21 protein-coding genes and 11 tRNA genes are annotated in these 19,752 nt (G+C 40.4%); 1 reads left to right on the top strand and 31 read right to left on the bottom strand.

Annotated elements, in window-relative coordinates:
* Positions 1-3 precede the first annotated feature (3 nt).
* The 11 genes from IC619_RS13675 to IC619_RS13625 all read right to left on the bottom strand — a co-directional run bounded on the left by IC619_RS13675 (position 4) and on the right by IC619_RS13625 (position 10,151).
* Positions 4-975 (bottom strand): AAA family ATPase, encoded by a 972-nt coding sequence (locus tag IC619_RS13675; RefSeq protein ID WP_430624113.1) that lies wholly within the window; start codon positions 973-975, stop codon positions 4-6.
* Positions 976-1,032: 57 nt separating this feature from the next.
* Positions 1,033-1,923: a cation diffusion facilitator family transporter gene (locus tag IC619_RS13670; protein WP_224749640.1), complete on the bottom strand. Its 891-nt coding sequence runs from the start codon at positions 1,921-1,923 to the stop codon at positions 1,033-1,035.
* A gap of 169 nt (positions 1,924-2,092) precedes the next feature.
* On the bottom strand, positions 2,093-3,145 hold the full coding sequence (locus IC619_RS13665) for a DUF4179 domain-containing protein (RefSeq protein WP_191140568.1): 1,053 nt from the start codon (positions 3,143-3,145) through the stop codon (positions 2,093-2,095).
* Complete coding sequence (locus IC619_RS13660) at positions 3,142-3,708, bottom strand: sigma-70 family RNA polymerase sigma factor (RefSeq protein WP_191140569.1); 567 nt, start codon at positions 3,706-3,708, stop codon at positions 3,142-3,144. Before IC619_RS13660 ends, IC619_RS13665 begins: the two co-directional genes overlap by 4 nt.
* Positions 3,709-3,891: 183 nt before the next feature.
* Entirely contained in the window at positions 3,892-4,932 is a 1,041-nt protein-coding gene (locus IC619_RS13655) for a murein hydrolase activator EnvC family protein (RefSeq protein ID WP_191140570.1), read from the bottom strand.
* Between the two features lie 222 nt (positions 4,933-5,154).
* Positions 5,155-6,813 (bottom strand): chaperonin GroEL, encoded by a 1,659-nt coding sequence (gene groL, locus IC619_RS13650; RefSeq protein ID WP_191140571.1) that lies wholly within the window; start codon positions 6,811-6,813, stop codon positions 5,155-5,157.
* 71 nt (positions 6,814-6,884) lie between these two features.
* Complete coding sequence (gene groES, locus IC619_RS13645; RefSeq protein WP_191140572.1) at positions 6,885-7,169, bottom strand: co-chaperone GroES; 285 nt, start codon at positions 7,167-7,169, stop codon at positions 6,885-6,887.
* Between the two features lie 238 nt (positions 7,170-7,407).
* The gene (locus tag IC619_RS13640) at positions 7,408-7,734 is read right to left on the bottom strand and encodes a hypothetical protein (RefSeq protein ID WP_191140573.1); all 327 of its coding nucleotides are present in this window, start codon (positions 7,732-7,734) and stop codon (positions 7,408-7,410) included.
* Positions 7,735-7,957: 223 nt separating this feature from the next.
* Positions 7,958-8,677, bottom strand: a complete 720-nt coding sequence (gene tatC, locus IC619_RS13635) for a twin-arginine translocase subunit TatC (protein WP_191140574.1) — start codon at positions 8,675-8,677, stop codon at positions 7,958-7,960.
* Positions 8,678-8,695: 18 nt separating this feature from the next.
* Complete coding sequence (locus IC619_RS13630; RefSeq protein ID WP_191140575.1) at positions 8,696-9,358, bottom strand: redox-sensing transcriptional repressor Rex; 663 nt, start codon at positions 9,356-9,358, stop codon at positions 8,696-8,698.
* 196 nt (positions 9,359-9,554) lie between these two features.
* Entirely contained in the window at positions 9,555-10,151 is a 597-nt protein-coding gene (locus IC619_RS13625) for a 5-formyltetrahydrofolate cyclo-ligase (protein WP_191140576.1), read from the bottom strand.
* Positions 10,152-10,331: 180 nt separating this feature from the next.
* Here IC619_RS13625 and IC619_RS13620 point away from each other — a divergent pair, with 180 nt between their 5' ends.
* A complete protein-coding gene (locus IC619_RS13620) occupies positions 10,332-12,254 on the top strand; it encodes an ABC-F family ATP-binding cassette domain-containing protein (protein ID WP_191140577.1) in 1,923 nt (640 codons plus the stop codon).
* A gap of 132 nt (positions 12,255-12,386) precedes the next feature.
* Here the strand turns inward: IC619_RS13620 and tsaD are convergent, their stop codons facing one another.
* From tsaD to IC619_RS13520, 20 genes are all read right to left on the bottom strand, one after another.
* Complete coding sequence (gene tsaD, locus IC619_RS13615; protein ID WP_191140578.1) at positions 12,387-13,421, bottom strand: tRNA (adenosine(37)-N6)-threonylcarbamoyltransferase complex transferase subunit TsaD; 1,035 nt, start codon at positions 13,419-13,421, stop codon at positions 12,387-12,389.
* The gene (rimI, locus tag IC619_RS13610) at positions 13,384-13,881 is read right to left on the bottom strand and encodes a ribosomal protein S18-alanine N-acetyltransferase (protein ID WP_191140579.1); all 498 of its coding nucleotides are present in this window, start codon (positions 13,879-13,881) and stop codon (positions 13,384-13,386) included. The genes tsaD and rimI overlap by 38 nt, the downstream gene beginning before the upstream one ends.
* The gene (tsaB, locus tag IC619_RS13605) at positions 13,859-14,602 is read right to left on the bottom strand and encodes a tRNA (adenosine(37)-N6)-threonylcarbamoyltransferase complex dimerization subunit type 1 TsaB (protein WP_191140580.1); all 744 of its coding nucleotides are present in this window, start codon (positions 14,600-14,602) and stop codon (positions 13,859-13,861) included. Before tsaB ends, rimI begins: the two co-directional genes overlap by 23 nt.
* Complete coding sequence (gene tsaE, locus IC619_RS13600; protein WP_191140581.1) at positions 14,599-15,060, bottom strand: tRNA (adenosine(37)-N6)-threonylcarbamoyltransferase complex ATPase subunit type 1 TsaE; 462 nt, start codon at positions 15,058-15,060, stop codon at positions 14,599-14,601. The genes tsaB and tsaE overlap by 4 nt, the downstream gene beginning before the upstream one ends.
* A gap of 9 nt (positions 15,061-15,069) precedes the next feature.
* Positions 15,070-16,068: a thiamine-phosphate kinase gene (thiL, locus tag IC619_RS13595; RefSeq protein ID WP_191140582.1), complete on the bottom strand. Its 999-nt coding sequence runs from the start codon at positions 16,066-16,068 to the stop codon at positions 15,070-15,072.
* A 100-nt stretch (positions 16,069-16,168) separates the two neighbouring features.
* Positions 16,169-16,242: transfer RNA gene (locus IC619_RS13590), tRNA-Gly, on the bottom strand.
* A gap of 16 nt (positions 16,243-16,258) precedes the next feature.
* Positions 16,259-16,344, bottom strand: a tRNA-Leu gene (locus IC619_RS13585).
* Positions 16,345-16,361: 17 nt separating this feature from the next.
* Positions 16,362-16,445, bottom strand: a tRNA-Leu gene (locus tag IC619_RS13580).
* 81 nt (positions 16,446-16,526) lie between these two features.
* A tRNA-Lys gene (locus IC619_RS13575) sits at positions 16,527-16,602 on the bottom strand.
* A gap of 16 nt (positions 16,603-16,618) precedes the next feature.
* Positions 16,619-16,693, bottom strand: a tRNA-Gln gene (locus IC619_RS13570).
* Positions 16,694-16,702: 9 nt separating this feature from the next.
* Positions 16,703-16,778 (bottom strand) — tRNA-His (locus IC619_RS13565).
* 10 nt (positions 16,779-16,788) lie between these two features.
* Positions 16,789-16,865: transfer RNA gene (locus tag IC619_RS13560), tRNA-Asp, on the bottom strand.
* A 12-nt stretch (positions 16,866-16,877) separates the two neighbouring features.
* Positions 16,878-16,953 (bottom strand) — tRNA-Val (locus tag IC619_RS13555).
* A 5-nt stretch (positions 16,954-16,958) separates the two neighbouring features.
* Positions 16,959-17,035, bottom strand: a tRNA-Glu gene (locus IC619_RS13550).
* A 14-nt stretch (positions 17,036-17,049) separates the two neighbouring features.
* Positions 17,050-17,141, bottom strand: a tRNA-Ser gene (locus IC619_RS13545).
* 4 nt (positions 17,142-17,145) lie between these two features.
* Positions 17,146-17,220 (bottom strand) — tRNA-Asn (locus IC619_RS13540).
* Positions 17,221-17,398: 178 nt separating this feature from the next.
* Positions 17,399-18,103, bottom strand: coding sequence for a Bax inhibitor-1 family protein (locus tag IC619_RS13535; RefSeq protein ID WP_191140583.1), 705 nt, complete (start codon positions 18,101-18,103; stop codon positions 17,399-17,401).
* A 185-nt stretch (positions 18,104-18,288) separates the two neighbouring features.
* Positions 18,289-18,612 carry a hypothetical protein gene (locus tag IC619_RS13530; protein ID WP_191140584.1) on the bottom strand — a complete coding sequence of 108 codons (324 nt, stop codon included), beginning with the start codon at positions 18,610-18,612 and terminating at the stop codon, positions 18,289-18,291.
* A 109-nt stretch (positions 18,613-18,721) separates the two neighbouring features.
* Positions 18,722-19,036, bottom strand: a complete 315-nt coding sequence (locus tag IC619_RS13525) for an ArsR/SmtB family transcription factor (protein ID WP_191140585.1) — start codon at positions 19,034-19,036, stop codon at positions 18,722-18,724.
* Positions 19,037-19,158: 122 nt separating this feature from the next.
* Entirely contained in the window at positions 19,159-19,722 is a 564-nt protein-coding gene (locus IC619_RS13520; protein ID WP_191140586.1) for a thioredoxin family protein, read from the bottom strand.
* Positions 19,723-19,752 lie beyond the last annotated feature (30 nt).

The raw sequence follows: 19,752 nt of genomic DNA, 5'->3' as shown, positions 1-19,752 counted from the left end.
AGCTTATATCTCTTTCGGGATCGGTGTAGCGTCTAATACTTCCTGTAAAACCTGCTCGATTGTGATGCCTTTAAAGCTGGCTTCTGAATGGAGTACCATACGATGAGGGAGAACATATGGTGCCATTCTTTTGATATCATCAGGAAGTACATAGGAACGCGTATGCATAAATGCCCAAGCTTGTACGACGCGATATAAAGCGATAATCGCACGAGGACTGGCCCCTACCGTTAAATGAGGAGACTGGCGCGTTTGATTAGCGATCTTCACCATATACTCCATAACAGTAGGTGCAACATGAACTTGAGCGGCTTCCGTTTGCATCTGAAGCACATCTGCTTTATTCCATACCGCCTCTACTTCTGTGATGGGGTGTTGAAGTTGCATCCGCTTTAACATCTCAACTTCTGCAACAGGATCTGGATAGCCTAAACTTAGCTTTAGTAAGAAGCGATCGAGCTGTGCTTCTGGTAAAGGAAAAGTCCCTTCAAATTCTAGTGGGTTTTGTGTAGCCATCACAAAGAATGGGGGAGAGAGCGGATAAGTGTTTCCATCTACAGTAATCGTCTGCTCTTCCATCGCTTCGAGTAGAGCGGATTGTGTTTTCGGAGAAGTACGGTTAATTTCATCCGCTAAAATGATATTGGCCCTTAGGGGACCCGGGCGAAATTCAAAATCGAATGTTTTTTGATTATAAATGGATACACCTGTAACATCAGATGCGAGCATATCAGGGGTGAACTGAATACGACTATATTCACAAGCTAGCGACTTAGCTAGCGCTTTAACTAAAATGGTCTTGCCAACGCCAGGAACATCTTCGAGTAATACGTGCCCTTTTGCTAGAATTGCTACAATACACATCTCGATTGACATTCGTTTGCCAATTAAGACTTGTTCAACATTTGCAATCAAAGCTTTAATTTGCGGGTGTTGTTCGTCCAAGTTTCGATCTTGTTTCATATTCATTGCCATGCAGTAACCTCCACACCTCGTGAAATTGTATCACTTTATCATAAACTATACTAATCATTATAGCGAATGATGGACACTTTGGAAATTTTTTAAAGTGTAGTGAGGTTCTACATGAATATGAATATGCGCAATATTTTCATAACCAATTAAGTCCTTTTCGATCTTTTCTGTTAAGATATGGCTTTCATGAACCGATAACTCGGCGTTTACTGAGATCGTCACTTCAAGAAAAGTGTGCTTTCCATGACAACGCGCCCGTAATTCCATCACTTGTTCAATTCCGGCAATGGTTTTGATTCGATCCTTGATTTGATCCAATTTTTCTTTTTCAAAACCATCCATCAAAATATGGATGGCTGGATAGCCAACTTCCCAGCTGGTTTTCAGGATAAGGCCCCCAATCACGACAGCGATCACGCCATCTAACCACGGCAATCCCCATACCACTCCAACTACACCTAACGCAGCCCCTAAGCTGACATACGCATCTGATCGATTATCTTGGGCAGCGGCATACAATGCATGGTTGTCAATCTTTCGACTTAAACGCTGGTTATAAGCAGATAAGAGGCCCATCACCACTGCAGAAACCAATGAAAGCAGGATAACAGAGGGTTGGATGAAGACGGGACTCGGCTGAAGTAGAGATACAATCGCGCCGATCCAAATTTCGATCGCCATCAACCCCATAAATGATGCTGCAACGAGTACGGCGATGGCTTCCGCTTTTTTGTGACCAAAAGCATGGTTGTGATCTGCTGGTTGTGTAGCTACGCGAATCCCTACTAAGATCGCACACGATAAAAAGACATCTGTCACATTGTTTAGACCATCTGCTGTAATGATTTGACTAGCCGTCATAAATCCAGCGATACACTTACTCAGGGCAAGCATTATGTAGATTACAATATTTAATTTCACAGCGTTTTGCGCTTTTCTACTCTGCATCACGCCAGCCCCCCCTATACGATTTCGTCATCCATATCTTACAAAGTCAAATCCGTCTTAGTCTAGAGAAACGTTTTTGTAAGCACAAAGAAAAAATGGATGGTTTCATTTTTCTTGTAGCACGCCAAACTAAAAAACCACCCACGAGGGGTGGTTTTTTAGTTTGGCGCTATTTTTTCAAATCAACGATCACTTTCTCTAATACCACAACCTCCCCAGCTCCCTCTTTTGAAAAATGTAATCGAGGGGTAATGATTAGTTTCCTTGCTTTTTCATTTAGCTGTTTATACGTATTACTCATCGTTAGATTGTATTGTTCTCCACTATGACCATTATCGGAACCTACATAATGATTTCCTAAATCATCCTTAACCTCTAGTTCAACATGCGTATTTTCCCATTTCTCCCTTGCTTGTGTCGTTATTTCTAAGCGGTAATTAATCATAAAAGACATTGGCGTAATCCGTAAATGATTGATGAAGAGATTTGCCCCTCCCGATTCCAGATGTTGATTTATCGCTAAGGTCTCTCCTGCCAATTCAACTGGCTTAATCGAAAACTTCCAATTTACATCAATATCTTCAGCATTACGAACCTCCTCAATTGCCCCTTGATCATATGTTGTAATCTTAGCCACATGCGCAGTCACATTCATCGGTATATCACCATTTTTGACCACTTTACTCAATTTTTGTACTCCGACATAAGTGTTTTGGTCTATTTTTGTAACCTCCTCACTCATATAAGACGGCCTACTTCCTCCCTGTATTTCCACATTGTCATACAACATAGAAATATCTTCACCTAAATCCCGATCACTTTTAATCGTATATGTGATTAAGATGTTTTCTCCATCATAAATGGCTTCATTAATTGTACATTTTATACCATCGGTCTCTACAGATATATTCAACGGAGTTGAAGCTTGATTATAATCTTTATATACGCCATTATCATAATTAACAAGCCTGAAAATGTCTCTTATAAGTGGTAAATTTTGAGCATATGCGGGAAAGGTGATATAAAAACTTGTAAATCCTAATCCCAGTACAGCGACAGCGGCAACCAAAATTCGCTTCCATTGATATGATTTTTTCTGTTTACGAATTTCCTTTTTTAACTTTCGTTTGAAGTGGGACTTCTCAGAACGACTTACATCCATTTCCTCGATAGCATCTACATCTATATCTACTTCATTTAAAAGTTCGTAAATATCTTTCATATCACATTCACCCCTACCTGTAATTTTTGAGCTTGTTGACTTAATTTCTTTTTCCCACGGTAAATCCGATTATCTACTGATGACTTTGTTACATTCAATTGATTTGCAATATCTTCAGTACGCATCCCCCAAAAAAATCTCATGATAAAAATATCTCGGTCTAATTTTGGCAATTGGTTAATCAGTTGGACCAGTTCAAAATGATTTTCCATACGAATAATTTCTAACTCAACTGTATGATTAGATTTCATATCTATTGCATCTGAACTTTGCTCAGTATTCCTACATGCTTTTCTGTAATAATCAATAGATTTAAATTTGGCGATAGCACATATCCATTTCTTAAAATCTGTTGTTTCTCCTGAAAATTTCTTTCCATTGTTCCAAACAGAGAGCAAAACATCATTGATACACTCTTCGATCATGCCCTTATTGTTTAGAGAAGATAATGTTTTATATACAATCCCTTTGATTAATCCCAGATAATGATCCACAATATACGCTAATGCATCTTCTTCTTGACGCTGTAATCGCTCTATAAAATTGGCTTCATTTGAGCTCATATCACTAGTCTCCTTCTTTTTCCTTTATATAACTATATATCGAAATAATTTAATTTTTTTCTCACATACCAACTTTCCAACTTTTCTACTATCACTGAATTCACTTTACATAGATGCAACCCCGTGATTTAAGCGATTCATCCCTTTACAAACCAACAAAAAAACCACCCACGAGGGGTGGTCTTAATTTACATAGTTCTTCGGGTTTTGTACCCGTCCGTTCTTATACACTTCAAAGTGGAGGTGGTAGCCTCCATTGGCACCATATGAGCGTCCGTTATTCCCAACTCCCGCAATGACCGTACCACGAGAAACTTTTTGTCCCACAGATACACGTATTTGACTGCGATACATATGACCATAACGCGTCTTTAAACCATTACCGTGTTGGATATCGATGTACATCCCATACCCACCAGGGTCAGATTTTACTAAAACGACTGTTCCACTTTCAGCAGCATAAATGGGTGTCCCTGATGGCCGAGGAATATCGATTCCGGCATGGCTATGTGAACCTCTATTTTGCCCATAGTTCCAGTAAACGAGTCCTCGCGTGCTTGGAAATGCTAATTCTCCACTCCCACCATTGTATTGCACTAACAAAATATTTTTCTTTTTTTCGATTTTCTGTAGTTCATCTTTATGCTCATTATATTGCTTATTTAAAGTTGCTACTTCTTTTTCTACGGCATCTAGTAACGGTTGCTGTTTCGCTTTTAATTGTTTGATTTTAGCTTGGTCTTGTTCTAGCTGTCGAATCGTATTCAGATAGTCATCAAGTACACGGGTATCCTGCTTTACCATAATACGCACAAATTGGTAGCGATCAATGAAATCTGCAAAGGATTTGGCACGAATCAGCATAGATGTATATGTCGTATCTCCACTTAAATACATCCGCTTTAGCACTTCGCCCACTTTTTCCTTTTGCTGGTCAGCCAGTTCCCCCTTTTTATCTATTTCCTTTTGCTTTTCTACTAATTGTGTATCTAGCTTGTCTATTTTTTGCTCTATTTCGTTAATTTCTGTGCGTTTCGCATCCATTTGCGCCTTAACTTCTTCCACTTCATTTTTTTTGTTTTTTTCTTCTTCTTTCACATCTTTTAGCTTGTCTCCTGGTGAGGTTTCAGCGTGTACCACAAAAGTTGTTAAAGGTGTGAATAGTAAGAGCGTAGAAATGAAGAGGATATGTATATGTATATCCGGTCTACGATATTTTTTCATCTCGCACCCCTTTCCTCAGAATAATATTAATCTATCATTTTTTATGATATAAGTTAAGTCAAGCGTGTCAATTTGCATCATTTTTTTCATAAGGGTGAACTTCCCATCACCTACGCTAACGCATTGAGTTGACTAGGCTATCCCTCGTGAACCACGCGTTAGCCAACAAAAAAAACCTTTCTCGAATAAATTCGAGAAAGGTTTTTTGCTGAAAAGGCAACCTTACATCATGCCGCCCATTCCGCCCATTCCGCCCATGCCACCCATGCCACTCATGTCAGGGGCACCGCCACCAGCGTTTTCTTCTGGCTTATCTGCTACGACGGCTTCAGTGGTAAGTACCATCGCTGCAACGGAAGCTGCGTTTTGAAGTGCAGAACGAGTCACTTTCGCTGGGTCTACTACTCCAGCTTGAATCATGTTTACCCACTCATTGCTAAGTGCGTTAAAGCCAATACCCACTTCTTCTTTTTTCAAACGATCCACGATTACGGATCCTTCAAGTCCAGAGTTGTGTGCAATTTGACGTACAGGTTCTTCAAGTGAACGCTTAATGATGCTTACACCTGTTTTTTCGTCTCCGAGTTCAAGAGATTCTTCTAACTTAGCTACAGCTTGAATCACGTTTACAAGTGCTGTACCGCCACCAGATACAATTCCCTCTTCGACTGCTGCACGTGTTGCATTTAATGCATCTTCAATGCGTAGTTTTTTCTCTTTTAGCTCAGTTTCAGTAGCTGCACCCACTTTAATTACAGCTACCCCACCAGCTAATTTTGCAAGACGCTCTTGTAATTTTTCTTTGTCAAACTCAGAAGTGGTATCGTCTAGTTGTTGACGAATTTGTTTTACACGCGCTTGAATGTCAGCTGGTTCACCAAATCCATCTACTACGATCGTGTCGTCTTTTTTCACATGAACTTGACGCGCACGGCCCAATTGATGTAATTCAGTTGCTTTAAGGTCTAATCCAAGTTCTTCAGTGATCACTTGACCACCTGTCAGGATAGCAATATCCTCAAGCATCGCTTTACGACGATCACCAAACCCTGGTGCTTTTACTGCTACAGCGGTGAAGGTTCCACGTAATTTATTCACTACGAGCGTAGCAAGTGCTTCTCCTTCAACGTCTTCTGCAATGATTAAGATTTGCTTACCTTGCTGTACAACTTTTTCAAGAACAGGAAGGATTTCTTGGATGTTTCCAATCTTCTTATCAGTAATCAAGATGTATGGCTCATCTAAAATCGCTTCCATCTTGTCTGTATCCGTGATCATATATGGGGAAATGTAACCACGGTCAAATTGCATCCCTTCTACTACCTCTAACTCAGTAGTAAATCCTTTTGATTCTTCAACTGTGATCACGCCATCTTTACCAACGCGTTCCATTGCTTCAGCAATCAATTGTCCCACTTCATCATCGTTAGCAGAAATGGCAGCAACTTGTGAGATGGAATCTTTTCCTTCAATTGGTTGAGCAATGCTATGAATTTCTTCTACAGCCGTTTTAACCGCTTTTTCAATCCCTTTGCGGACGATCATTGGATTTGCACCCGCTGCTACGTTTTTCAAACCTTCACGAATAATCGCTTGTGCAAGTAAGGTAGCAGTAGTTGTTCCATCACCCGCAATATCATTGGTTTTGGTAGCTACTTCTTTTACAAGCTGTGCGCCCATGTTTTCGAAAGCATCTTCTAATTCGATTTCTTTCGCAATGGTTACACCGTCATTTGTAATAAGTGGAGATCCAAATTTTCTCTCCAATACGACGTTGCGTCCTTTAGGTCCTAGTGTTACTTTCACAGCATCTGCAAGTGCATCTACACCGCGTAGCATTGCACGACGTGATTCTTCACTGAACAAAATATCTTTTGCCATGTGTGTAATCCCCTTTCCATATGTAGGGTTTTTATGATTTGATCATGATGTAAGAACCATGATGTTCTGGTTTAGTCAATAATAGCAAGAATATCGCTTTCACGAAGAATGAGATACTCTTTTTGATCATACTTCACTTCTGTTCCCGCGTATTTCGAGAAAATGACGCGGTCGCCTTCTTTTACTTCTAGCGCAACCCGATTTCCGTTTTCTTCAATACGGCCTGAACCCACAGCAACAATGCGGCCTTCTTGTGGTTTTTCCTTTGCAGAATCTGGTAGTACGATTCCACTAACTGTTGTTTCTTCTTTTTCAATCGCTTCAAGTACGACGCGATCTCCTAATGGTTTGATCATGTTAGTACCCTCCTTCATGAGGTGGATCATTTTTTAGTTTGTTAGCACTCGAAGATGTCGAGTGCTAATACCCACTACCTATGATATTCATCTTGATCACATTTTTCAAGTGGTCTTGAAAAATTTTTTTATTTGTTTTTGCTTGCTGCTCATAAGTAGTGGCAACAAACAGACAAAAAGACATTTTCAAGCTACTGTTGAAAATGTCTTCTCATCATAGTTATGCTTATTATGCCAATTAATGAACAGTATTTTTGGGTGATGAATTTTCCTGCTGTTGATCAGGTAGATCAAAATAGTTGTAATTCATGAAGCTGTTGAAGTCAGCATCTGACTCCATATTTTTGCGTGCTGTCTGCACACTCTTTTTTAATGCTGAAAAATTCGCTTTCGGTATGGAAGCATCTTTCTTTCCTTTTTTCTTCATCTGATTCATTATAGTCAATAGTTTAGTGAAACCTTTCATCGTGAGTTGGAAGGTTTTTTTTCTGGCAGCTGGCGATGCTACTAAAAAAGCGATCCCTCCCACGAGTAAGTACCGCATGATTCGATTTTGCTTTTGCACATGATCGCCTCCATATAGCATGGTATCTAATGGCTATGATTTCCATTAAGCGTAAAAGTATGTACAAAAGCAGGTGCAGAATCATGCGTGTCAATTTTCCATTCCATTCGCCGCGACAAGATCAATCCCAAATTCGGCTTCGCTAAGTGAAGACCAAGAGGTATTTCACTCAAAAAGGACATTATCAGTAGGATATTTAGCACCACTGTCTTTAAGCTGCTTCTTAATCCAGCTTCTTCTCTAAACGCCATGCGAGTAGAATACTAAACTCATAGAGTAAAATCATGGGGATGGCTACCACCAAGTTGGTGATGATCTCAGCTGGGGTAATAATCGCAGCTAGAACGACAATACCTAAATAAGCAAAACGACGTATTTTCTTAAGAATAGCTACTGAGAGTATACGTATTCGGACTAAAAATAGCACAATAACGGGTAATTCAAAGTATATGGAAATGGGTAGAATAATACTAAATACAAAACCAAATGCTTTTTCGATGGTATAAACTTGCCCAATTCCCCAGCCATTTGCAAAGGCATCTAAAAATGTAATGAGAAAAGGAATCACTAAAAAGTAGCCAAAGCTGATACCAAGTATGAACAGCAAGATAGCAAATGGAATGTACATTAATGCGGCCTTTTGCTCTTTCGGATGTAATCCAGGTCTAACAAATTGCCATATATGGTAGAGAATAATCGGAACCGTAATGATTAATGCTCCGACAAAGGCGATCTGCATCCACACTTTTAATGGCCCTGCTAAGGTTATGGTATTTAAAGTGATTTCTTTAAATAGATCACTTTTGATGTATCGATAAATTTTTTCTGCAAAAACAAAGTTACCGATTAAAGCAACTACAAAACTAACCAGTATCCAGATAATTCGGTTTCGTAATTCTGTCAGATGCTGTGTTAGCGGTTCATTACGTTGTTCATCACTCATGGGGTGTAACTCCTTCAATTATGTGGGTTCCGGTTCTTGAATATCTTCTATAACAGGAAAATTTTTCAAAAAATAAATCAGTGTCTGCAATTCTACGGTAAGATCAATATTGTGAATGCGTACATGTGCAGGAGCAGTCAGTCTTGCGGGTGTGAAATTTAATATTCCCCGTATTCCCTTTTGGATGATAAAATCAGCTGTTTGTTGTGCGAAATTGACGGGTACAGTAAGGATCGCAACCTCTACTTGGTGTAACTGAATCACATCTTCCAATCTGTCCATATCATAAACAGTAATACCGTCAATATCCGTCCCCACTTTAGATGAATCACGATCAAATCCTGCTACGATTTTGGTATTATGGCTACGATAGAAATTATAGCGTAATAGTGCTGTGCCTAAATTACCGACTCCTATGAGCACGACACTCGTCACCTCATCCTGCTTGAGAAAGTCACGCAAAAATTGCAATAGATAGGTAACATTATATCCATAACCCTTTTTACCTAACTCCCCCAAATAGGACAAGTCCCTACGAATGGTCGCAGGATCGATTTGTAAGGCATCGCTTAATTCAGATGAGGAAATACGCTGTTTGCCGATCACGTGAAGCTTCTCTAAGTAACGATAATAAAGTGGAAGCCGCTTCGCTGTCACTTGTGGTATTTTTTGATCTGCCATAGCAGAAATGTACACCTCCATTGTAGAAGCTGTTAAATCAGGTGTGTTAATGGACATGATTTATAGGAAATCATCACGCTTTTCCTAGATGAGTATATATGATTATAGGTAGTCAGGAGATTGTGTCTATGTCTTCGCTAAAATATAATCGGTTTATGTGAACCTTATCACAAGATATTTTGAATCAGCGTGCCGTTTATTCCATTGTACACGAATTATTAGAAGGATTGCGTATTGTTTTTGTCGGAGTGATGATTATATCTACTTGTTGATCATGCTTCTCTGGATAAACGGTATCAACCATTTGTTCATCGTATGCGATTCCAATTCGAATGGCTTTTAAAGAAGGGTGTAAAAAGCGATCATAGTATCCACCACCGTACCCTAAACGGTATCCAGATTGGTCAAAAGCTACGCCCGGTAAGAATAACACATCTAGTGCAGTAGGGGGAATCTCTTCACAACGTAATGGATTCGGTTCTGATATGCCAAATGCCCCTACTTCTAAGTCGTCAAGATGCTTCACATGATAACAATATAGTTTCTTCTGTTTTTTATCTGTACGAGGTAAAATCACCTTTACGTTTCCTTGTTCCCATAGCGCTTGTATCGCTTCTTTTAGATCGATTTCATTACGGATAGACATGTATAAAAGGACGTTTTGAGCAGACTGCAATGACTCAAGTTGCACTAGCCTTTGATTTACCAATGCTGACTTATTTTTTACAAATGTGGGTGTAAATTGCGCGCGCCTATTTAGCATCTCTTGTCTAAGTGACTTTTTCCCACTCATATCGCTTCTTACCCCTTTTCCTACAAAACGCCAAGGATATTTTTCGTTTTCACGATTCTTCCATTTTTACTATCGTAACACCTCTGACAGAACGCGTCACTTTTGCTTTCTGGTTTGCTCTGTTTCCATTCCTCATATACACTAATTCTAAAGTGTTTTTGAATGAGGTGGAATGGAAAAATGTTAATACAGGTGAATCAAATCTATAAATCTTTTGCAAGTACGACTGTGTTAGAAAATATTCAATTACAAGTAAATGAAAACGAGCGTGTCGGCCTGATTGGCGTAAATGGTGCTGGAAAGTCTACACTACTTAAAATGATTACTGGTGAGCTCATTCCTGATTCTGGTGAAATACGTATTGCGAAAAAGTGTCGTATTGGATACTTAGCTCAACACACGGGTCTTGACTCTGATCTTACCATTTGGGAAGAATTATTACGATCCTTCGCACACTTTAAAAAAATGGAGGCCGAATTAAAAACCTTAGAAGCCGAGATGGGTAAAGAAGAAGTCTTCTCTCAAGAAGAACGGTACCAAAAGGTATTACAATCCTATGCCAATTTACAAGAGCGCTATGAAAACCAAGGTGGATATGCATATGAAGCGCGCATAAGGGGGGCCTTGCACGGATTGGGGTTGGGATCAATTCCCTATCAAAAAACACGTATATCGGAACTGAGTGGTGGGCAGAAAACAAGAGCTGCACTGGCCAAAATGTTATTAGAAGAGCCTGAGCTTTTAATTTTGGACGAGCCAACCAACTATCTAGATATGCAAGCCATCACATGGTTAGAACAAACACTAAAACAATACAAAGGTGCTTTACTTATCGTCTCACATGATCGTTATTTTCTTGATCGTCTCGTCACCATTATTTATGAAATCGAGCGTCACAAAGCAACTCGCTATGTAGGTAATTACCAAGATTACGTAAAGCAAAAAGAAGCCAATTTACTCCAACAACAAAAAGCATATGAACAACAACAAGAAGAAATACAAAAAATGGAGGATTTTGTTCAAAAAAACCTCGCTCGTGCCTCAACGACGAAACGCGCACAAAGTAGACGTAAAACACTTGAAAAAATAGAGCGTCTTGAATCTCCTACTCAGGATAACCGATTAGCATCGATTCGATTTGACATTGATCGAATCAGTGGGAAACAGGTACTACAAGCCGATCGCTTAACCATTGGTTACGACAAACCTTTATACCAATTTCAACATCTTTTAGTAGAAAGAGGTGAGCGTATCGCTATATTAGGACCTAATGGTACAGGCAAAACAACATTTCTTAAAACCATTTCATCTAAAATAGATCCCTTAGCTGGTTCTTTCACTTTTGGAACAAATGTAACACTTGATTATTACGATCAAGAACAAGACGAATTAACACTTGATAATGAAGTGATCGATGAGTTATGGAATCAAAATCAATCGTTAGATCAGACGACAATCCGTTCCTACTTGGGGCAATTTTTATTTAGTGGTGAAGATGTCTTTAAGCAAGTGAAAGATTTAAGTGGGGGAGAAAAAGCACGTCTCTCTTTATTAAAGCATTTATTGCGAAAAGGAAATTTTATGCTCATGGATGAGCCAACCAACCACTTAGATATGAGAAGTAAAGAAAAGTTGGAAGAAGCGTTAGAAGCATATCCTGGTACGTTATTATTTGTATCTCACGATCGTTACTTTATTAACCGACTTGCCACTCGCATATGGGAGTTAACGCCAGATGGCTTAGTCGAATATGATGGGAATTATGAACGATACCTCGAAAAAAAAGCATTGGAGAAATATGAAGAAGAGCAGCAAGCACAAGAACAAGTCGCCACGCCTATCAGTTCATCTGAACAGTATCGACAGCGCGAGAAAGAAGAGAAAAAATTAAAAAGAAAACGCGAACAAAAAATTACGGGGTTGGAATTAGAAATCGCCCGTTTAGAAAAAGAGATTGCCGAGATTCACGAAAAACTGTGTCAACCGGAAGTCTATAACGATGCCATAAAGAGCGCTTCAATTCGTGCGAATCTCGAGGCAAATGAACTGCTTCTTCATGATAAAACTGAGGAGTGGGCGAAGCTAGCGGATGAATCTTCTTAATACAGTTATCCACAAACTTATCCACAGCTTTATCCACATACCCACATTTTCTAAGTTTTTGCTATTCGGGTATCACCCGTTGGCTCTTTAGGATCTCCCATTTCATCACCTCCTTTTATCATTCGAGCACCCTTATGGGTGCTCTAATGATTTGATCAAAGCTAAATTAGGTTCGGCATTCATATCTAATCCCGCAAAATCTTTAGCTAAATATTGATAGGTGCCCGCAGCAGCAATCATGGCTGCATTATCTGTACATAACTCGAGCGGTGGAATATGTAAATGTATATGCCCGTCAGCAGCACGCTTTTGCAAACCAACCCGTAGGCCTGTATTCGCAGAAACGCCTCCAGCCAACAGTAAATTTTTTACGCCTGTTTGTTTGACCGCAAGCATTGTTTTTTCAATTAAGACATCAAGCACAGCCTGCTGAAAGCTTGCAGCGATATTGGCAGTCACAAGTTCTTCTTCTCTTTGGCGCGCGTTGTGAATCAAATTCATAACCGCCGATTTGAGACCACTAAAGCTAAAATCAAGCGAATTTGATCCTAACCAAGCACGTGGTAAATCATATGTTGGGCTACCATGCACAGCTAAGCGGTCGATTTGAGGCCCTCCCGGATAGGGTAAATTTAGTAATCGAGCCACTTTGTCAAATGCTTCACCCGCTGCATCATCACGTGTTTTACCTAAACGTTGGTACTGATTATGTTTTTCCATATAAATGAGCTCTGTGTGCCCACCCGATACAACGAGTGCCACTAGTGGAAAAGTAAGGGGTTGGATCAAGTGATTGGCATAAATATGCCCTGCAATATGGTGTACTCCTACTAAAGGAATTCCAGTCGCATATGAAAGTGATTTTGCAGCTGTTACACCGATAAGCAATGCTCCCACTAACCCTGGGCCTTGTGTCACTGCAATCGCATCAATATCCTGCATATCAATACGCGCTTCTGCTAACGCCTTTTCAATAATGATGGTCATGCGTTCTACATGTCTTCTTGATGCTACCTCCGGTACGACACCGCCAAACTTTTGATGTACATCAATTTGGGAAGAGACGATATTGGATCGTATACGGGTCCCCGCTTCCACAACCGCAACAGAAGTCTCATCACAGCTTGTTTCAATACCTAACACACGAATTTGATTGTTGTTCTTCATATAATGTCACCCACATAATTATGGCATCTTCTTTATTATCTGTATAATACGCTTTACGTACGCCAGTATTTTCAAACCCTAGCTTTTCATATAGTTTTTGTGCAACTAAATTAGATACACGCACTTCTAGTGTCATCCTTTTTGCCCCTGACATTCGGGCCATCTCCATTACATAGATTAAAGTCATTTCACCAATCCCACACCCTTGGTAATCAGGGTGAACGGCTATATTTGTGATATGTGCTTCATCTAAAATAAGCCAAAAGCCACAATACCCGATAATCTCGTCTGCACATGTTACCACCGTATAACGTGCGAATTGATTAAAGGCTATTTCGTTATAAAAAGCCTTCTGGGGCCACGGGGTTGGAAATGAAGCATTCTCCACTTTGACAATATCAGGGATATCAGATAAGACCATCGGTCTAAACATAATTTTATCTTTCGATCGCCGACTCATCTCTATTTTCTCCGTTCTTCTGCTTTTTCAGCCAGTTTGCCTCTGCTTCTGTAACCTGAAGATAATTAGGGGCGAAGTTAATGCGTTCAGCAGGTTGATGATTAAGCCAACGTCGATATGCACACTCACCAAGCACACTAGCACGCGGTATGTTTTCGTAGGAGCTACCCCAAATGGCTTGATCTCCTAATGTCTGCTCGATTTTACTACGAAATCGCACGACATCATCCCCTAGGAAAAGAATCGGTTCATCCAGTTCTTTTAATTGAGATAACCAGGCGTCCACTCCAACTACTTGCTCTGGGAGAACCGCTTTTAATTCACGATTGTGAAAGCGATAAGCTCCTGTATAGGCTCGTTCTCTCCGTGCATCAAAGATTGGAACAATTACACCTTTAAAATGCACAGCATTCCTAGCAAGCACCGATAAGCTTGATACACTATATAAAGGAATGTTACGCGCCCAAGCCATTGTTTTTGCTGTTGTTATCCCAATTCGCAGTCCTGTATATGACCCTGGTCCTGAGGTAACAGCGAGTAACGCAATTTCTTGTATGGTTAGATCAAGATCCTGAAGCAATTGATCAATAGTAGGCATTAAGCGAATCGAATGATTTTTATGTAGATTGGTGGTCACTTCTCCAAGTACTTTCTGCTCTTTAACATCTAACACTGCGACACTCATCACGAGTGTAGAGGTATCCATCGCTAATAACTTCACCTTACTCCCAACCCTTCACCTATTTCTCGAGCACGAGTCAAATTTCCTCTTATTGAAAGTCTTCTTGTTCCACTCGGTTCAACCTTTAGTTCAATCCAAACTGTATGTGGAGGTAGGATTTCCTCAATACGCGAAGCCCATTCAACGATACAGATGCCATTTCCATAAAAATATTCTTCCAAATCGATTTCTGCTTCAGGCCCTGATAATCGATATACATCCATATGATAAAAGGGAAGTTTACCTCTATATTCTTTGACGATCGTAAAGGTGGGGCTGTCTACTTCCTCTAAAATACCTAATTCTCTTGCAATCGATTTTGTCAAAGTCGTTTTTCCAGCACCTAAATCTCCTTCTAAAGCGATTACGTCCTGCTGTTTTAATTGTTTGGCCAATTTTTTTCCTAAATCGATTGTTTCTTGTTCATTGCGTAATTCAATCGTTACATATGTTTGCATCGCAATCACCTATTTTGCAAAATGGTTATACCCTTTGGTTTGTAATTCCCTTCGTTTTCCACTCACTTCCATCTCTACAGTGCCAGTCCCTGGTTCAACATATCCAATTTGTGTTACTTTCCATCCACATGCTATCGCTTTCTGTTGTAGCTCTTTCCAACCCGCTGGTGAAATGGTTCCTAACAGCTGATAATCTTCTCCACCATTTAAAGCCCATTCAATCGGATTATACTGAATGCGACTGGCATAAGTCTGACAAGCAGTGGAAATAGGGATCCATTCCGGTTGTATCACCAGCTTCACGTGGCTTGCTTCCGCTATTTCATAAGCTTCTCTAGCTAATCCATCACTAACATCATCACACGCTGGTCGATAGCCCGAATGAAGGAGCCATTCACCGATTTGAAGCTGAGCACGAGGACGCTTATGTGCTTCCACCAGCACCGGAAATGCGGCTTGGTAAGTTTCAGATTGAGAAAGCAAAATATGTAGTCCAGCAGCCGCATCTCCTAAATGGCCAGTTACAAAAACAAGATCACCTGGCATTGCTGAGGAGCGTAATAAAGCCTTACCCGGTGGGATTTCACCCAGTATCGTTAAAGTAAGGATAAGCTCTCCACTGGTAGAGACCGTATCTCCACCAATCAGTCTAACCTGTTCTTTCCGAGCTAAATCATTTATCCCTGCGTAAATACCTATCATCTCTGTTTCACTCCAAGTAGGTGGAATCGCAATGGAGAGAAGTATATATTTTCCGACTCCACCCATGGCCGCCAAATCGCTCAAATTTGATGCAAGTAGCTTCCATCCGATATCAAAGGGGCGCATGGTCTCTTTTGTAAAGTGTACATTTTCTACCATCGTATCACAAGCTGTTACGATAGAAAGTGATGGGCTAGGTAAAAAAACAGCTGCGTCATCCCCAGCATCTACTTCGATGGTATGAGACCCCTCTACATCTACACGCTCAGATAGTAGGGATTGGATCAATTCAAATTCATCCTGCATGGATATCCTCATCTCCTCTAGTGAACTTCTATCAGCTAACACGCAAAAGATCACGAAAAAGCGATGCCAATTTTAGCTGGCATCGCTTTGTGAAAATATTTGGAGCGGGTGAAGGGAATCGAACCCTCGCAAACGGCTTGGAAGGCCGATGTTCTACCACTGAACTACACCCGCGTATTATAATCAGATATGGTGCGGTCGGCGAGACTCGAACTCGCACGGCCAGAGGCCACTACCCCCTCAAGATAGCGTGTCTGCCGATTCCACCACGACCGCTCGCTTTTTCATAAACATGGTGCGGGTGGAGGGACTTGAACCCCCACGCCAAAGGCGCTAGAACCTAAATCTAGTGCGTCTGCCAATTCCGCCACACCCGCATGTTTTAAATTTGGATCACGCTGTCGCAGTGATGTTTTACATCTTATCATATCCATCTCATTTTGTCAAGTGTAATAAAATGGTGAGCCATGAAGGATTCGAACCTTCGACAACCTGATTAAAAGTCAGGTGCTCTACCAACTGAGCTAATGGCCCAGACAAAATGTTTAGATGGCTGGGGCGGTAGGGATCGAACCTACGCATGACGGAGTCAAAGTCCGTTGCCTTACCGCTTGGCTACACCCCAACAATAAAATGGGGCGACCGAAGGGAATCGAACCCTCGAATGCCGGAGCCACAATCCGGTGCGTTAACCACTTCGCCACGGTCGCCAAAGTTGAATGGCGGAGCTGACGGGATTCGAACCCGCGATCTCCTGCGTGACAGGCAGGCATGTTAGGCCTCTACACCACAGCTCCACATGGTAATACTGGTGGACGATGACGGGATCGAACCGCCGACCCCCTGCTTGTAAGGCAGGTGCTCTCCCAGCTGAGCTAATCGTCCAAAAATGGTGACCCGTAGGGGATTCGAACCCCTGCATGCCAGCGTGAAAGGCTGGTGTGTTGAACCGCTTCACCAACGGGCCAATAACTTCCTCTATGGCGGAGAGAGAGGGATTCGAACCCTCGCGAGGCTATAAGCCCCCTAATGGTTTAGCAAACCATCCTCTTCGGCCTCTTGAGTACCTCTCCGTAATGGCTCCTCAGGCAGGACTCGAACCTGCAACCTGCCGGTTAACAGCCGGACGCTCTACCGTTGAGCTACTGAGGATCATTTATTAATGAACTCTTACTAATCTAACACATTTAATCTTTAATAGCAAGCGTTTTATTTAAAATTTATCTTGTCGCGCTGGCGACATAAATTAATTTAACACATCTTATAAATAAGGTCAAGCGATTTTTTCAAAAAAATAAATCCCCCATTTTTCAATGAGAGATTCCGGTTATTAATCATCACTATTTAAGATATAAAGAATGTTTTTAAACAAGATGATAAAGTCTAAGTACAACATTAACGCACCGAAAATCGCAAACTTCGCAGCTTGTTCTTCTGTTTGTGCTTCTGCACCATACGATTTAATCTTTTGAATATCCCACGCGGTAATAATACTTATCAAAACTACGAGCGCATAGGAAATAATCAAGTTCATCGGTTCATATGAAATGAAGAAGAAGTTTACAATGGATGCAATGATTAATCCCAGTAACACCATAAGTGCGATCGAGCCAATTTTAGACAGATCAATTTTGGTTACATAACCAAATACAGCAAAAATCCCAAACATACCTGCTGCAATAAAGAAGGCCGCCCCGATGGTACCTAACTCAAATCTAGCTAAAATAAGCGTAAAGGTAATTCCGTTTAAAGCGGCATATAAAAAGAAGCCAAAAGTTGCTGCAAAAACGGACAAGCGATTAATCAAGAAAGATAGACCAAAAACCACGGCCAACTCTGCAATAATGACTCCCCAGAAAAGACCTGGGCTTTCCATTAACATTTTAGGTACATCTTGTGTCGAATTAAGGACCACGGCGATAATCGCTGTCATCGACAACCCTGCAAACATCCATAAGAATACCCGTTGCATCATACTCTGCTGAATAGCGGCTCTAGACCCTGCATTCGTATTTGGAAAATTAGGTTGTTCCACGCTGTTTCTCCCTCCAAATTAAAAAAATATCATTTTAATCCAGTATATTCTTTTCCTGATTTATGTTCAAGATTTGTAGCTTAATAAAAAATATTCCTATCCCTCTTCGATATGCCGAAATGTTCAGTTAACAAAATAAAATACAAATTTAATCAGATGGACATAAAACTCCATCTGATTAAAGATTAATGGATGATTTTACTTCTATGCATAGCTGTTTTCGTCTTGTCTGTTCCTAACTGGTAAATCAATTGATAAATCTCTCTTATTTTTTCATCTTCTACCCGATTTTCCTCACTTTCATTATCAAGATAAGGCGTATTGGCTTTAACAAATGTTTGAAAGTCCATATCTTCGGCTTCTGTAAACAACGTTTCCAGTTGATTGATCTCTTTTTCAGTCGCTTCAATTTCAAAGTCGTAAACGGCATCATTTTCATTTAAGGATTCACGTATTTGCCCCATGGGTGATCCCATATCTAGTGCAACATAGTAAGTTTTCTTTGCCACTACAGCACCTCCCTTTCCCTTTTTATGCTTTACCAATTAGGCTTTATCTCATACATAGCAACTTAAATAGATAAGTTTATATCTATCTATTTAAGGTGCTCACAAGAATTTAGGAACTGCAATTCATTTCTCGAATCGTATCGGCAAGGAGTTGCAAGTTTGATGCAACAATATCGCGAGCTAGCCAATAAAAGACTTCTTGCCCCATTTTCTTACTTTCGAGGATTTGTGCGTCTCTTAAAATTTTTAGGTGATGAGAGATAGAAGGTCTACTAATTTCAAATTCCTTTGCAATCTCACTTACATTTAATTTCCCTCTATCCCCTAATATATAGACAATTTGAAGACGTATGGGGTCTCCCAATGCCGTGAAAAATTTCATAATACTTTGGTAGTCATTTATGTCAATACTATATGGTCCCATGATTTACCCTCTCTTATCCAACTGAATTCAACTCATTTTAAGTCAGGATATAAAATCATTCTATCATGCTATGTAAAAAATGCAATGATAGGGGAATCATGCTCCTCTATCACTGCATACGTTTAAAGATTCCACGATGTCATACTGGAACGGATACTACTTATTACATCCTGCCAAATTGCTGGATCATGGGTAATTTTATGTTTAAACGCACGATACATTTCTTTTTGCTTCGATTCATAATCTGGATGATCAGATTGAGGAAGCGTTGTACGCATGTCATCAATCCAGGCTTGCACTTCCGCCGCGCGTGGTCCCCAAACACCTACTTCTTCACCCGCATGGTTTATGAAAATAAAAATGGGAATCGATCTAGATTTACCATTGGTTAAATATTGATCCATCAGTTCGAGATTTTCATCACGAATTAAGGTACGAATCTCAAAAGAAGCCACTTCAGCAATACGTTTCATAATTGGAAGGCATAACATGGCATCCCCACACCAATCAGCCGTTAAACAAACGACACGTAACTGTTGTTCTTTTAACTGGGAAAAGAACAACTGATCACCAGGTTCTATCGTAACCTGCTCATAAACGTTGAGTAGGCCTGCTTGGTTCACTTTCATATCCGCTACATATTGTTCGTAGGTGTTCCCTTTTTCATACCATTTTTCTAGCCTCATGTTCACTTCCCCTTTCACACGATATGGTAC

The organism is Polycladospora coralii, from assembly GCF_014773435.2.
Lineage (GTDB): Bacteria > Bacillota > Bacilli > Thermoactinomycetales > Thermoactinomycetaceae > Polycladospora > Polycladospora coralii.
The sequence above is the reverse complement of the archived record's forward strand: the minus strand, read 5'-3'. Positions and strand labels throughout refer to the sequence as shown.